Source organism: Streptomyces sp. NPDC036764 (assembly GCF_055609385.1).
In genome coordinates this window covers 81,056-94,193 of record NZ_JBVJPT010000022.1, presented here as the reverse complement: position 1 = coordinate 94,193, position 13,138 = coordinate 81,056, and the positions used below count along the sequence as shown (strand labels likewise).

The window sequence follows — 13,138 nt, the reverse complement described above, 5'->3', positions numbered from 1 at the left end:
TGCAGGAATGGTCGCCACGGAGTCTGGCCAGGTGAGATCTGGTTGGTTACGTAAGGCAGCTTCGCGGGTTGCGGTCGCCTTGGGAGTGAAAGCTCTCTGGACCGTACTGGTGAAGATGCTTGACCATTACGGAGTTGATCTCTAACTCCGTGTGAGGCGGAAGCGGTCTGCAACCCAGAACGTGTAGAGGTCCGGCAGGCATCCCCCTTCTTGCCGGGCCGCGGTTCCGCGGTTTGGGAGACGATTCGCTTCTGCCTCACTTCCTGCCCCTCTGTTTCCCAGCCTGGACCGTGGCCACCGCTGATTCGATCCAGTCGGCCGTCGCGCGGATCTTCTCCACCTGGGCACTGGCCGGGTTGTCGGTCTTCGAGGTCACCGCCTTTTTCGCGGCCTCCCCGCTCCACTGCCGAAGCCCAGTGCGCTCGTTCAGCGGCGGGTTCTTGATCAGCTCGAACTGGTCCGGCCAGGAGGCCAGAATCCGATGCACCTCGTACGACACACCTTCTGCCGATGTTCGGCTGGCCACTGGGCGGCCACCCACCGCTGCGTACGCACCGTGTAGAAGGAGAGCCCGAGCCGGTCCGCGAACAGCCGAAGCGACGCCTCCACGCTCAACTGCTCTTCGTGGTCGATCGGCTGATGACCGCCGTGGCTTCGAAGTGGTTCTATCTCAAGGGCCGCGTCACCGATGCCGAATTGGGCGCGGGCCTCGACTTCCACCAGGTCGAGCGAGGTAGCTACCAGTTCCTCGAACCGCCCGCTGTCCACGCTCCCGATCGTTCCGAGCATGGTCGATCACCTACTCCGCGGACCGGATCGCGGCCCCTCACCGCGAAGGACACCGGACCGCCTGCCCTCCCGAGGGTTCGCCCGCATCCCCATGGTCACCAGAGCGGACCGGAACCTCGCCAGTCCAGACCGGACGGGGTGAGCGGGGCGACGGCGACGTCGACACCGAAGACGGCGCGGATCCCGGCGGCCGTGGCGGCCTTGGCGAAGCGGACCGTGCCCGCGACCGTGTCTCGGTGGGTCAGCGCCAGGGTCGTCATCCCGCGCTCGGCAGCGCGCTGCACGAGGGCGTGGGGGAGTGAGGCGCCGTAGCGGGCGGAGTAGCCGGAGGCGACATGCAGATGAGTAAATCCACGACTCACACCTCCCGCCTTTCGTACGCCCCTCCCTGACCTGCGTCCTCTCCGGGTATCCACCATCACGCCGAATCGCACAAGTGTGCGAACGGGTGAACAGGGCCCTGCCGCGTGGCAGTGCAGCGGCACCAAGGGGCAAGTCGGCCTCGCGTCGCACGATCCAGCACGAAATGTGATCCGGGTCACATTCCTTGATTCGATCCTGTAAGGCGTCCCCGTTCTTGGCGCAAGGGGTGAGGCCGACGACCGTGCGGCCCGGAAAGGCAGTAATGCCGCACCTCTTCGAGCAGCTCGCGCTGCTTACCGCATTCGTCACCGTCGCGGTGGTCGCCCTCGCCGCGCTCGCAGTCGACGCCGGCGACGAGCTCGCCGAGCCTCAGTCCCGCGTCTTCCGCGCCGCGATCACGGCCATCGCGCATGTCGCGAGCACCTACGGCCTGGCCCTGGTCGCTCAGGACAGTCCGTTAATGCTGGTCGCGAAGGCGGTGGTGCCGCTTCTCAGGTAGTGCCGCCGCGGGTGCACGGGCGGCATGGCGGGCGGAGCCTGATCCTGATGTTGTGGACTTTCCCGTCGACGTCGCACTCGCCGAGCTCGTCCCCACCTTGCCGGTCGGGACGGGCTGGCGGTATGAGATCAAGTTATGGACAGGGATATCTGCTGTCTGTTGTCCACGAAGCCCTTGAAGCCCACCTGATCATCTCGCCTTTCCCCGCCAATGGGAGAGGTGGCGGCGAGTGGTGAGAGTAAGGGGGCCCGACCACCCCAACACTCTCGCCTTCGCCTGCCAATGGGAGAGGCGGCGGCGAGTGGTGAGGGTGTCGGGGTGGTCGGGTCCCAACACGCGCTCCTCATCAGCCAGCAGCTGTTCCAGGGCGACGATGGCGCCGGCCACATCCCCCGACTTCCCCCTGCAGTGGGCGATGTAGTACCGGGTTCTGAGGGTGTCGGGGTGGTCGGGCCCCAACACACGCTCTCGGTCTGCCAGCAGCTCCTCGAAGGCGACGATGGCGCCGGCTACATCCCCCGACTTCCCCCTGCAGTGGGCGATGTAGTACCGGGTATAGAGGGTCTCGGAGTGGTCGGGCCCCAACACGCGCTCCTCATCAGCCAGCAGCTGTTCCAGGGCGACGATGGCGCCGGCCACATCCCCCGACTTCCCCCACCACCTGGCGAGGTAGAGCCGGGTTCTGAGGGTGTCGAGGTGATCGGGCCCCAACACACGCTCTCGGTCTGCCAGCAGCTCCTCGAAGGCGACAATGGCGCCGACCACATCCCCCGCCTCCCCGTGGGAGGAGGCGAGGTGGCTCCTGGCGGTGAGGGCTTCGGGGTGACCAGGTCCCCATGCACCCAGCACCCGCTCGAGCAACTGCTCGTAAGCGGCGACCGCGCCTGCCGCATCCCCCGCCTTCTGCCGCCAGTAAGCAAGGGCATCGAGGGTTTCGAGGGTGCCGGGGTGGTCGGCCCCCAAGACACGTTCTTCATCTGACAGCAGTTCCTCGAAGGCGGCAACGGCCCCGGCTGCGTCCCCCGCCTTCCCCTTCCAGTGAGCAATGTAGTACTGGGTATAGAAGGTGTCGCGGTGGTCTGACCCCAAATAGCGCTGAATGATGTCGCTCAGGTGCTGGAAGTAGTGCTGGGCGGCCGCGACCTGACCAGCCCCACCGAGGCTCGCCCCTGTACGGAAGAGCACAGCGTGGGCTTCTACGTGGCACAGGGATTCTTCGGCGTGGAGGGTCAGCGCATCGGCGTTGGCGCGGAGCGTCTGGGCGAGGACAGTGTCGCGCTCGACCTCGGGCCAGGCAGCTATCAGGGCATCGGCTGCCGTGCGAGCGTGTTGATCCTGCTGGTCAGTGCGGAGGCTGTCTCGGATGGCGCGCTGGACCAGCTGGTGGATGCGGACCGCTTGATATGCGCTGCTGGGGGTGTGATCAATCAGGCTGAGCCGGTGCAGCGCCCGTAGCGCCTGTACGGCTTCCTGGGCGGTGACCTCTGCTGCATGTTCTCGCCCCAGCGCAGCGGCTGTGCGGTGCTGGGTGAGGTAGGCGAGAGCTGGCGCGCTGATCAAGACGGGAGCGGGGATGCCGTTGGGGTCGAGCATGGCGGCGAGCGTCATCATGGGGCGGGCCAGCCCTGCCGGCGGGAGCCGGTCAGCGCGCTCCAGGGACAGTGACCATGCTGCGGTGACGGTGGAGGTCTGGTCGTCGGGCAGTCCGGACGGGTCGGGCAGTGCGTCCGCGATGCTTCGGACACGGTCTGCGAGGAGGGCGTGATATGCGGTGCAGCCCAGGCCGGTATCGACGATGTAGGCGACGGCCTGGGAGAGGGCCAGCGGCAGGTACCCAAGGATGTCGGCGAGACCGGCGAGCGCGTCGACATGCTCGTGGCGATCGTGGGCAGCCAGGGCGGTGTTGAGGTAATTGGTTGCCTCGTCCGCAGTGAATAGGCCCACTTGCACCCTGCGGCGGCCATGCCCGGTGAGAGTGGCATCGCGGCGGCGGGTAGTGATCAGAGTGCGGCCGTGTGTGCTAGCGGGAGGCCAAAGACCGCGCACGTCAGCTGGATCGGCAAGATCATCGAGTATCACCAGCCAGCGGCGTGTCATGCCGGGCTTGGGTTCCAACCAAGCCAGGAACGCGCCACCCGCGGACTCCGGGTCGGCGGGGTCGGCACCGAGCACTTCGACCGCGGCCTGGGCGTAACTGGCAATGACCGCGTCGCGGGTGGCAGCGGTCACCCATACCAGCAGGTCAAGCTGCCCGGTCTGCCAAAGAGTACGAGCGTGGTGGGCAGCAAGCTGCGTCTTCCCGACTCCGCCCGAGCCAACCAGAACGTGAATGCCTCCCGGCTGTTCCAGCTGCCGGGCCGTGGCGCGATCCCGGAAGCAGCCAGCCTCCCGCGGCAACGTACCCACCTGGTGAGGCCAGGCAACCGGTAGCCGCGGTGCGGCGTAGTAGGCAATCTTGTCGATCCGGTGGGCGGCGATGCTGCGATCGCTAGCCGAAATAGGTGCTGGCACGCCGATGGCGTCCGATGCCGGGGATTCGCTTGCCGGTCCGCTCAGTCCTGCGGCGGATCCGGCGCCGGATGAGGGCCGATGCGTGCATCCCGAATGACAGCGGCCGCGATCGAACCCTGATCAGCACGGATGTCCAGATTTCCCCCGACGGCCACTCCGCCCGGCCCGGCCGTCACGGCAACCCCGGGGACTTGATCGGCTAGCAGAGCACGGAGCTGATCGGCAGCTTGGTCGCGCTCTGGCTCGTCCAGTTGCTCCAGCGTTGCCTCAATGCGGGCATGCCAGGCGGCTTCCTGGCTGATCCGCGCCCTCTCCCTCTGGGCGGGATCAGCGGCCTCCAGGGTGGCAGCGGTCCGGTCAAGCCGCTCCAGCTCCGCTTGCTCCCTCTGGACGTCGCCCCGCCCGAACCAGCGCGCAACCGCCTGCCGGAACCCGGTCCACGCGTCCGTACCCGCCGCCTGCACCACCGCAGTGCCTCCAGCAGCAGCCAGCGCCGTCAGCGGTTCCACCAGCATCTTTCCGGCCTCCTCACCTCAACGGCCTCTCTCAAACCGTAACGCCACATGCAATACCCCGCAGGTCAGCGCCTTACAGCGGCTAACGCAACGACCCGAGTTGTCGGTGAGGGATCAGGCAGCAGGCGAGTCTGAGGAACGCTTCGTGCATGTCGGCCCGCCGCTCCCAACGGATGCGCAGGCGGCGGAAGCCGTGCAGCCACGCGAAACTCCGCTCGATCACCCAGCGGTAGGTACCCAGCCCGGTGCCGTGCAGGGTGCTGCGCCGGGCGATGGCCGGCACGATGCCACGAGCACGGGCCTGGTCGCGGTAGATGTCGTGGTCGTAGCCGCGGTCGGCGAACAGTGAGTCGGGCTTGCGGCGGGGACGGCCCACCCGGCCGCGGACTGGCGGGATCGCATCGAGCAAGGGCAAGAGCTGGGTGACGTCGTTGCGGTTGTCAACCGGCGACGGGCCCGTGTGCTGCCCCCTTTTAATGCCCTGACGTGGGAGGAGTCGACCACGCAGCGCGACCAGTCGAGCTTCGCCGCCGCATTCATCTCGGCGAGCAGAACCTCATGCAGCCGCTGCCACACACCGGCCTCGTTCCAGTACCGAAGACGTCGCCAGCACGTCATGCCCGAGCCGAAGCCCAGCTCCTGGGGCAGGTACTCCCACTGGATCCCGGTGTGCAGCACGTACAGGATCCCGCACAGCGCCTCCCGGTCCGGCAGCGGCTTGCGGCCCGGATACCGGAAGCGACGCTCACGCTGCGGCAGCAGCGGCTCCAAGCGATCCCACAGCGCATCCGGCACGTTCCACGGCGACGTCCCCACGACAACCGAACGCCCAACTCTCGCCGTGGACACGGCAGCCAGCGCCGATCCACCTCATTGTGTTAGCCGTTGTTACTCCGGTTTCGTTTGGTGCGTGGCGGTTCGGGTCAGGCCGGTGATGAGGTGTTCGAGTGCGATGGTGGCGGTGGTGCCGGTGGCGGCGACTTCGGGCACGATGTCGCAGGCGGAGCGGCGCAGTTCGAGCCATCCGAGGAAAGCGGCGTATGCGGCGACTGCCTGATGCCGGGCCGCGGTGGTGTCCAGGCCCAGTTCGGTGTAGAGATCGGTGAGGTAGGTGATCCGCCGCTCGGTGACCCGGTGCAGGACCGGGGCGACGGCGGGGTGATCGGCGTGGGCGACGATCGCGGGTTCCAGTCCGTTGATGTCTTCCTGTCCCAGCGCGATGGTGAACAGGGCCGTCAGTCGTTCCCGGGGGTCGGTGATGTCGCCCAACTCTGTGATCAGCGCTGTGGTGTCGTCCCGCTCCCATACCTCCAGCGCGGCCGTCAGTAGTGCATCGCGATCCTTGAAGTGCCAGTAGAAGCTGCCTCGTGTTGCCTCCAGTTCGCCGGCGAGTGCGTTGACGGACACTGCGGCGACGCCGCCGCGTGCCATTGCGCGCAGCGCTGCGGTCGACCAGTCCTGGGGGGTGAGGTGCCTTCTAGTCATGTCCGTACAGTACTGTATGGTCATTCCGTACAGGGGTGTATGGAATGAGTGGGGGAGCAGTATGACGCTGACGAAACTGGCTGGTGGGATGGCCGCAGTCGGCCTCGGCGCGGTCGGGGCACTGCACGGGATCTGGACCTTCTCCCCGTGGCCGCTGGCCAGCCGTGCCGAGTTCGCCCGTACGGTCGTTGGGGTCGCTGAAGCCGACCTGCCCACACCGGAGTTGACGGCCGCAGTCGCGGCGGCGCTCGGGGTGGCGGCCTATGCGATCGCGGGCCAGGCCGAATTGGTCCCGCAGATGCGGCCACGTCGTTTGGTGTGGCAGGGCGTATGGGGCGTCGCAGGCGTGCTGCTTCTGCGGGGTTCGATTGGTCTGGTTTCCTCCGCTCTGACCAGTCGGCCGACCGATTTCACCCGCTGGGACCTGGCGCTGTACTCCCCGCTGTGTCTGGTGCTTGGGGGGCTGACGGCATATGTCGCTGCCGCCACTCCCGCTCCTCGCCGCCCAGACCGGCGCGCTGTCATCAAGAGACTCAAGGACCCTACGAATCGAGGAAGCTGACGATGACCCGGTGGATTCCCCGACTGGTGATCGGACTGACCGCGGTGCACTTCGCGGTCGCGCTGATCGCCTCCAGCACTTTCGGTGATGTGGCCCGCGACGGATTCTGGAATGCCGTCCCCGGAAACCCGCGGCGCGAGTACGAGATGTGGTTCTTCCTCGCCGGGTTCGGCCTCCTCGCCCTGGGCACACTCAGCCAGCGCATCGCCCGTGACACCGGCAGGCTCCCGGCGCAGCTGGGCTGGTATCTGCTCGCCATCGGCGTGCCGCTGCAGATTCTCTATCCAGTCTCCGGCGCACCCGGACTGATTGTGCTCGGGGTGCTGGCCCTGATCGCGGCCCGGCGGGACAGCACGGTGGAGAGCCGTCGGACACCGCTGTCGGCAACTACCGACCGGGACCAGCGCCCGTGATCACCCGGAAATGCTCAAACGGTGCTCGTGATCACCTGTAATTGATCACGAAAACGCGGACCCTGTATGCGCTTCGTCGGCCTGGGCCGACGTCGTGGTGGCGGGCAGGGGACTGAGCCCGGCCGGATCGGTGGTGGCGGCAAGCAGGGCAGGGAAGGCTTGGCCGTTCGTGTCGTCTGCCGCTGTGAGCACAGGGCTCGTGGCAGTGGCGGTTGTTGGCGCGGAGGAGTCCTCTGGAGAGGGCGGTTCGGCATGGGGCGGGCTGCCGGGCTCGGCTGGGATGTCCTGGCAGGGGCCCTGGGCCGGGTGGGCCGGCTGCCCGGAGACCTTCAGTGCGGTGGTGATCTGCACGTAGGCGGCGTGGTCCAGGCGCTGCACAGTGACGGCGATACCGGTGTAGTGGAGGTGCTGCGGGTCGGTGAGTGAGGCGTTGAGGATCTCGGCCTCGGGGAAGTGGGCGGCCGCCGAGCTCGCCGGGGCAACCAGTGTGACGGGCACTGTGCCGGACTTGTCGATGGCGTCGGCTAACTGCCAGGCGGTGTCTGTGTCCAGGGACGACGCGTACAGCAGCAGATACGGTTGACGCCGGGTCTCGGGCATCTGGTGGACTTCTAGCAGCCGCTCGGACAGATCGCGTAGCGCGTGCGCGGGCTGCCGCATGTGGGCGATCCGCACGGTGGGCAGGATCTGCGGCAGGTCCTGCCCGAACCCGATCGTCACGATCTCGACGTTGCTCGCCCAGGGGCTCATGCCGAGTTCCAGGGCGAGGGAGGTGCATATCTCGGTGATGTGGACCGGGTTGCCGTCGAGCAGTGGTCGGCACGGCCAGGGCATTGCACGCGGCCCTGCGGAGAATCGCCGTGGTGAAGGCCGGGCACCTCGACGAACCCGCCTTGCTGGCTACGGCCAACGCCACTGTGTGGGACGTGACCCAGCGCTGCGCCCGGCTGACCAGCCTGCGCCGGGCCCGTGCACTCGTGGGGTCCTACGACGTCGGAGGCGTCCTTCCCAAACAGGCGGTCAAGCAGGCGAGCCATGTTCTCGCCCACGCCCGGGCCGCACTTGACCGCCCCATGGACAACCTGGAGGAACTCTCCCGACACGTGCTTGAAGATGCCAGGTGTCCTCGTCGAGGTCGTCGAACAGCACGTATCGGCGGTGCAGGCGGGTGCAGATGTCCTGCCGGCCCGGGATGTAGTGGCGGTGGAACGAGTTTCCCACCTGCTTGCCCCGCCCGGGTGGCTCGGTATCCCACGGGAACGCGCCGTTCGACAGTGAGAAGGAGGGCTGGGTGAGCTCGCGAACCAGGGCGGCGCCGGGCATGGGGTCCGCGGCGATCGGGATATGGGTGGTCACCATCGCCGTCCTCTTCATCTGTTCGTACGAGAAGACGTGCGCGTGGTAGCGGCCCAGAAGTTGTTCCGTGGCGGAACTCGCGCTCGGCTGGGCGTGGCCGTCGTTCTGGCGGCGGGTGGAGGGTTCCCGCCGGAGTCGTGATGCGGGGTGGCGCGGGGCGGGGGAGTGGGGTGCCGGTTTCCCGGGCGGTACCTCGCGGGTCATGGGCAAGCTCCGTCGGCTACGGCGTCAGTAGCGGTTCGGCGACGTGCAGGACGCGGCGTCCGTTCCTTGACCAGGACTGCGGTATCAGGTTCATCCGGTACCGTCGGCGACCTTCTCAATGGCGGGTCAACGGCGGGCCTTGTGTTCACAGGTCGGTCCAGGGGCGGGGTTGCCCCCCCCCGCCCGCCAATGGCACCCACACCTTCCACGAGGGACCGCTCGCACTGGGGCATCAAGCGGTTCTGCTGCCGGCCCGGCATCGAAGGCGCCCGGGAAAGGGGCGGGGTGGAGGGGCAGATCGGCTACTTCCGCTGCAGCCGCTTCGTCCCCGTCCTGAACGTGCAGTCGCTGGTGGAGCTGAACGCGGTGGTCGATCAGTGGGGTCCAGGGCGATGGGGGGCGCGGGCTGCGCTCACGCACATGCACCATCGGCGGGTACTTCGCCGCCGAACAGCATCTCCTCAAGGTGCTGCCGGCCGAGCCGTTCGAGACTGGCTGCTGGTTCACTTGCAGGGTCGACCGGTTCAGCCAGGTCGGTGTCCGCGGCAGCATCTACTGGGTGCCGGTGCGTTTCATCGGCTGCCGGACTGCGGGTGCTGCTGCACGCCAACGATCTGATCGTCTATGGCGGCCGCCACGAGATCACCCGGCATGAACGTCTCGGCGGCGTGCACGGCTCCCGCCTGGTCCTGGACCACTATCTGGAGGCCCTGCTGCGCAGGCCGGGCGCCTTCCCCGGCCCGACCGCGCTGGAACAGGCCCGCACGCGGGCCGGTTCACCCCGGTCCACGGCAAGTGGTGGAGTGCGGCGAAGGCAGCCCACGGGGATGCGGCCGGCACCCGCGCGCTGATCGAGGTCCTGCTGCTGGCCCGCCGCATGGAGCACGGGCAGGTCATGGCGGGCCGTGCCGCCGCTTTCCGGGCCGGGGCCCTGACCGCGGACGCGGTCGCGGCCCCGGCCCCGGCCCGCAAGCTGGCCGACGGTGACGGCGGGACGGCCCCGCCGGCCCGCGCCGGATCCGCGCCCGCGACGGCCGGGAAAGTCGCAGAACGAGACGCCCGGCAGCTCCAGCGCGATGAGCGGCCAGCCCGCGCGATCGGTTCCTTGAGCTGCGGGCGGAATACCGGCTCGGTCACGTAATCCATCTCGCCGCTGACCCGCGCGGCCGGGCAGCGGCCGGAGGCAGCCGTCCCGACCGGCAGGGCAGCCGCAATGCTCTGCACTGTTTCGCCGGGGACCAGGGCAATCTCGGCAAGAGCCTGACGGCCTCCTGCCCTGCGCTGGTCGCTCTGCTCTGTCCCTTCACCAGGTTTGGGGTCCTGGTTCAGGCTGAGGTCTTCGGCTGCGGCTCGTGGCCCTGGATGCGCAGTTGTTCGTTGATGTGCCGGGCTTCTTCGAGTTGGTCTTCGAGGATGACGATGCGGCAGGCGGCTTCGATGGGGGTGCCCTGGTCGACGAGTTCACGGGCGCGGGCGGCGATGCGCAGCTGGTAGCGGGAGTAGCGGCGGTGGCCGCCTTCGGAGCGCAGCGGGGTGATCAGGCGGTGTTCGCCGAGGGCGCGGAGGAAGGCGGGGGTGGTGCCGAGCATCTCGGCGGCCCGGCCCATGGTGTAGGCGGGGTAGTCGTCATCGTCGAGATTGTCGACGGGGCGGGAATCGGCAGGGGGCATAGACCTCTTCTTCCAGGGGACGCGTCGGGGGGCCCGGGTGCCGTGCGGCACCCGGGCCCCGAGCTTTCAACACCATCTACCGGCTACCTGCGCCGGCCTTCTGTGTCCGCAGGTTCCGCCTGGGAGGGCGGGGCTGCGGGGATCGCGGATGCGTGACCGGGGACCACCTTCCAATCCGGGGCCTGCGGTACCCGGGCGTACCTCTTCCTCGCCCGGGCGATCCTGATGGCGTCTGCTCCTTACTTTCGGTTACTCGGTTGTACTGCTGGATACCGCGGGTACTGCTCGCGGCCCCTTGAGGCCACGTCCTGCTTGACCTGCATGCACGGCAGTTCATCTCTGCCGTGCCCTCATCGACTTCCTGGGTACGGGGAAAACAGTAGCCCTGCGGAAAGCCAATGTCTACTGTGGCTGCTACAGGTTTTCTTTAGTGTCGGAGCGTGTGGTTCTGCTGCAAATACACCCGGAAGAGTGGTGTCCCGGAATGAACCCCCGCCCTGCGGGCACATGCTGAGCCTGGCGGCACAACCGGTCCGGAGCGGGGGGGTAGCGCTTGACCGGCACGGAGACGTCGCAACGCGTGCAATCCGCCGGGGGCGGGGAGCCGTTGGGCCGAGCCGGGGGCCAACGGCCCTGGCCGTCACCGGCGTGAGGAGGCATCCTCGGTCCTTCGGCACCTCCTCGCCGCGCCGGCATCCTCGGGAACTGCCATGGAGAACGGCTCCCGCGTTCCCTCTACGGTGCGGATGATCGAGCCCGGCCGGACGGAGTCCCTGGCGCTGCTGGCTGGCGTCCCTGTGGGCCGTGTCGGCTTCACCCGGCAGGCGCTGGCGGTGATCCGCCCGGTCAACCACCTGGTCGACGGCGACAGCATCGTCATCCGCACCCATGCCGACTCGGCGCTGCTGAGCAGCACCTGCGTCGACGAGGTCGTGGTCTACGAGGCCGACCAGCTCGATATCACCACCCGCACCGGCTGGAGCGTCATGGTCACCGGCCGGGCCACGCGGATCACCGCGCCGCTGGACGTCGTCCGTGACCAGCAGATCCTCATCCCCTGGATGGACATGGGCATGGGCATGGATCACGTGGTCCGCATCTGTGCCGAGCTCGTCACCGGCTACCGCCTGGCTACCGCCTCCCACGCTGAGGCACCCTCCGGGGGCCGCGGTGTGCCGGCCGCGTTCTGCCGCCGTACACCGCCTGCCCGCGCATCAGGCCGCCCGGGTGAGTTCGGCGCGGCCGAACAGCAGGGCGTAGCCGGAGGGGAGTTGGGCCAGGATGCGGCTGAGGAGGTCCTCGCCGGCGAGCTGGGCCACGATGCGCAGGACGGTGCCGGTGTCCCAGCGGGTGGTGGCCATCGTGCCGCCGGTGCGGGAGGTCAGGTCCTTGACGAAGCCCCAGCCGGTGAGGGGCTGCGTGGCGGGAATCTCGGAGGTGAAGGTGACGGCGGCCTGGTGCGGCAGCCGGGCGGCGAGCTCCACGCGCTCCTCTCCGGTGAGCTGGCGCCCCAGGGCGGCCAGCACCGCGCGCACCGCCTGCTCGGCCTGCGCGCGGGTGGGGTAGGCGCCGTCATAGCGCACTCTTTCCAGCATCTGCTCGAACGTCATGCCCACGGTGGAACGGCACGGCTCCTGCAGGGGAATCATCGCTGACGTGGTTGCCTTTCTCGTCTGAAGTGGTCGCGAAGCGGGAGCCGGGGGCTCGCCCGCCGGCCCCCGGCGTGGTTCGGTCAGGGGATGGGGTGTCGCTGTCTGTGGGCTAGACGGGCTGGGGGTGGCCGAACAGCAGGTCGTAGCCGACGGGGAGCTGGAGCAGGATGCGGCAGGTGAGCTCCTCGCCCGCTGCGTCCGCGGCCACACTGAGCACGGCGCTCACGTCCCAGGCCGCGGTCTGTTCGGTGGCTCCCTCGATCCAGGCCGCGGTGGCCCGCACGAACCGCTCGGGGGACAGCGGCTCGCGCGACTGGAGCGGGTTGAGCAGGACGAGTGACAGGTCCTCCGGCAGCCGGGCGGCCAGATCCGCCCGCACCTCGCCCACCAGGTGTGCTCCCAGCAGGGCCAGTACCGTGCGGGCCGCCCGTTCGGCTTCCTGGGTGGTTTCGTACTTGCCGCGTTCCTTGACCTGGCTGAGGAACGCCTCCCATCGCATGGTCATGGCTGCTCCCGTGCCTGTGTCAGGCGGTGAGCGGAGGACGGGGCGGCCGCGGGGGAGGTCGGCTCCCCCGTCCTCCGGTGCGGCCGGGCGGGGACTCAGCCGCTGATCTCCTTGCGCGCGGGGCCGCCGCCGATGGCGATCTTGCGGGGCTCGGCGCGCTCGGCGATCGGGATCCGCAGGGTCAGCACCCCTGCGTCGTAGTCCGCGTTGATGTGCTCGGTGTCCAGGGTGTCGGCCAGCACGAGCTGGCGGGAGAAGACACCCAGCGGCCGCTCGGACAGCTCCATCTGCGCGTCGTCCGCCTTGGTGACGGGCCGCCGCTCGGCCTTGACGGTCAGCATGTTCCGCTCGACGTCGATGTCGATCGCGTCCGTGGCCACGCCCGGCAGGTCGAAGGCGATCACGTACTCGTCGCCCTCGCGGTAGGCGTCCATCGGCATCGGTGATGGACGCGACCAGGTCCCGGCGGTGTTCAGGAGCTGCTGGGTGAGCCGGTCAAGCTCACGGAAGGGGTCGGTACGCATCAACATCGTCAAACACCTCCAGCGTTCGGGTCAGGGTGCCAATGCGTTCACCTGCCATCGTTGTAACATGTCATCCAAGCGATGACAACC

The 13,138-nt window shown here is 68.4% G+C and carries 14 protein-coding genes and 2 pseudogenes; 5 read left to right on the top strand and 11 right to left on the bottom strand.

The features are described from left to right. Positions 1–256 precede the first annotated feature (256 nt). Both ACZ69Q_RS43805 and ACZ69Q_RS43800 read right to left on the bottom strand, forming a co-directional pair. Positions 257–499: a DUF6192 family protein gene (locus ACZ69Q_RS43805; RefSeq protein WP_471054128.1), complete on the bottom strand. Its 243-nt coding sequence runs from the start codon at positions 497–499 to the stop codon at positions 257–259. 421 nt (positions 500–920) lie between these two features. Beyond that, positions 921–1,208 (bottom strand): annotated as a pseudogene (locus tag ACZ69Q_RS43800) (PHP domain-containing protein); the annotation flags it as partial. A gap of 206 nt (positions 1,209–1,414) precedes the next feature. On the opposite strand from ACZ69Q_RS43800, the gene ACZ69Q_RS43795 reads away from it, so the two are divergent. Beyond that, positions 1,415–1,651: a hypothetical protein gene (locus ACZ69Q_RS43795; RefSeq protein ID WP_471054127.1), complete on the top strand. Its 237-nt coding sequence runs from the start codon at positions 1,415–1,417 to the stop codon at positions 1,649–1,651. A gap of 189 nt (positions 1,652–1,840) precedes the next feature. Here the strand turns inward: ACZ69Q_RS43795 and ACZ69Q_RS43790 are convergent, their stop codons facing one another. The 4 genes from ACZ69Q_RS43790 to ACZ69Q_RS43775 all read right to left on the bottom strand — a co-directional run bounded on the left by ACZ69Q_RS43790 (position 1,841) and on the right by ACZ69Q_RS43775 (position 6,162). Further along, positions 1,841–4,162 (bottom strand): tetratricopeptide repeat protein, encoded by a 2,322-nt coding sequence (locus ACZ69Q_RS43790; protein WP_471054124.1) that lies wholly within the window; start codon positions 4,160–4,162, stop codon positions 1,841–1,843. Positions 4,163–4,203: 41 nt separating this feature from the next. After that, positions 4,204–4,677, bottom strand: coding sequence for a hypothetical protein (locus ACZ69Q_RS43785; RefSeq protein ID WP_471054121.1), 474 nt, complete (start codon positions 4,675–4,677; stop codon positions 4,204–4,206). A gap of 82 nt (positions 4,678–4,759) precedes the next feature. Then, positions 4,760–5,493 (bottom strand): transposase gene (locus ACZ69Q_RS43780; RefSeq protein WP_471054118.1). Its coding sequence is split into 2 segments (ribosomal slippage): positions 4,760–5,154 and positions 5,154–5,493, totalling 735 coding nucleotides; the frame shifts between segments, so codons are not numbered across the junction. Between the two features lie 72 nt (positions 5,494–5,565). Continuing rightward, positions 5,566–6,162, bottom strand: a complete 597-nt coding sequence (locus ACZ69Q_RS43775) for a TetR/AcrR family transcriptional regulator (protein WP_471054115.1) — start codon at positions 6,160–6,162, stop codon at positions 5,566–5,568. A 61-nt stretch (positions 6,163–6,223) separates the two neighbouring features. On the opposite strand from ACZ69Q_RS43775, the gene ACZ69Q_RS43770 reads away from it, so the two are divergent. Together ACZ69Q_RS43770 and ACZ69Q_RS43765 are read left to right on the top strand one after the other, a co-directional pair. Next, positions 6,224–6,724 (top strand): DUF3995 domain-containing protein, encoded by a 501-nt coding sequence (locus ACZ69Q_RS43770; protein ID WP_471054112.1) that lies wholly within the window; start codon positions 6,224–6,226, stop codon positions 6,722–6,724. Positions 6,725–6,726: 2 nt separating this feature from the next. Then, positions 6,727–7,137 (top strand): DUF6463 family protein, encoded by a 411-nt coding sequence (locus tag ACZ69Q_RS43765; RefSeq protein ID WP_471054110.1) that lies wholly within the window; start codon positions 6,727–6,729, stop codon positions 7,135–7,137. 45 nt (positions 7,138–7,182) lie between these two features. Here the strand turns inward: ACZ69Q_RS43765 and ACZ69Q_RS43760 are convergent, their stop codons facing one another. Beyond that, positions 7,183–7,971 (bottom strand): hypothetical protein, encoded by a 789-nt coding sequence (locus ACZ69Q_RS43760; RefSeq protein ID WP_471054107.1) that lies wholly within the window; start codon positions 7,969–7,971, stop codon positions 7,183–7,185. 1,319 nt (positions 7,972–9,290) lie between these two features. On the opposite strand from ACZ69Q_RS43760, the gene ACZ69Q_RS43755 reads away from it, so the two are divergent. Continuing rightward, positions 9,291–9,548, top strand: a complete 258-nt coding sequence (locus tag ACZ69Q_RS43755) for a hypothetical protein (RefSeq protein ID WP_471054104.1) — start codon at positions 9,291–9,293, stop codon at positions 9,546–9,548. A 474-nt stretch (positions 9,549–10,022) separates the two neighbouring features. On the opposite strand, the gene ACZ69Q_RS43750 is transcribed toward ACZ69Q_RS43755, so the two are convergent. After that, on the bottom strand, positions 10,023–10,367 hold the full coding sequence (locus ACZ69Q_RS43750; protein WP_471054101.1) for a helix-turn-helix domain-containing protein: 345 nt from the start codon (positions 10,365–10,367) through the stop codon (positions 10,023–10,025). Between the two features lie 710 nt (positions 10,368–11,077). Between ACZ69Q_RS43750 and ACZ69Q_RS43745 the strand changes: the two are divergent. Continuing rightward, positions 11,078–11,428 (top strand): annotated as a pseudogene (locus ACZ69Q_RS43745) (pyridoxamine 5'-phosphate oxidase family protein); the annotation flags it as partial. Positions 11,429–11,581: 153 nt separating this feature from the next. Here ACZ69Q_RS43745 and ACZ69Q_RS43740 read toward each other — a convergent pair. The 3 genes from ACZ69Q_RS43740 to ACZ69Q_RS43730 all read right to left on the bottom strand — a co-directional run bounded on the left by ACZ69Q_RS43740 (position 11,582) and on the right by ACZ69Q_RS43730 (position 13,054). Continuing rightward, positions 11,582–11,977 (bottom strand): DUF2267 domain-containing protein, encoded by a 396-nt coding sequence (locus ACZ69Q_RS43740; protein ID WP_471054098.1) that lies wholly within the window; start codon positions 11,975–11,977, stop codon positions 11,582–11,584. 151 nt (positions 11,978–12,128) lie between these two features. Next, a complete protein-coding gene (locus tag ACZ69Q_RS43735; protein ID WP_471054095.1) occupies positions 12,129–12,524 on the bottom strand; it encodes a DUF2267 domain-containing protein in 396 nt (131 codons plus the stop codon). 95 nt (positions 12,525–12,619) lie between these two features. After that, positions 12,620–13,054 carry an Hsp20/alpha crystallin family protein gene (locus tag ACZ69Q_RS43730; protein WP_471054092.1) on the bottom strand — a complete coding sequence of 145 codons (435 nt, stop codon included), beginning with the start codon at positions 13,052–13,054 and terminating at the stop codon, positions 12,620–12,622. Positions 13,055–13,138: the final 84 nt, after the last annotated feature.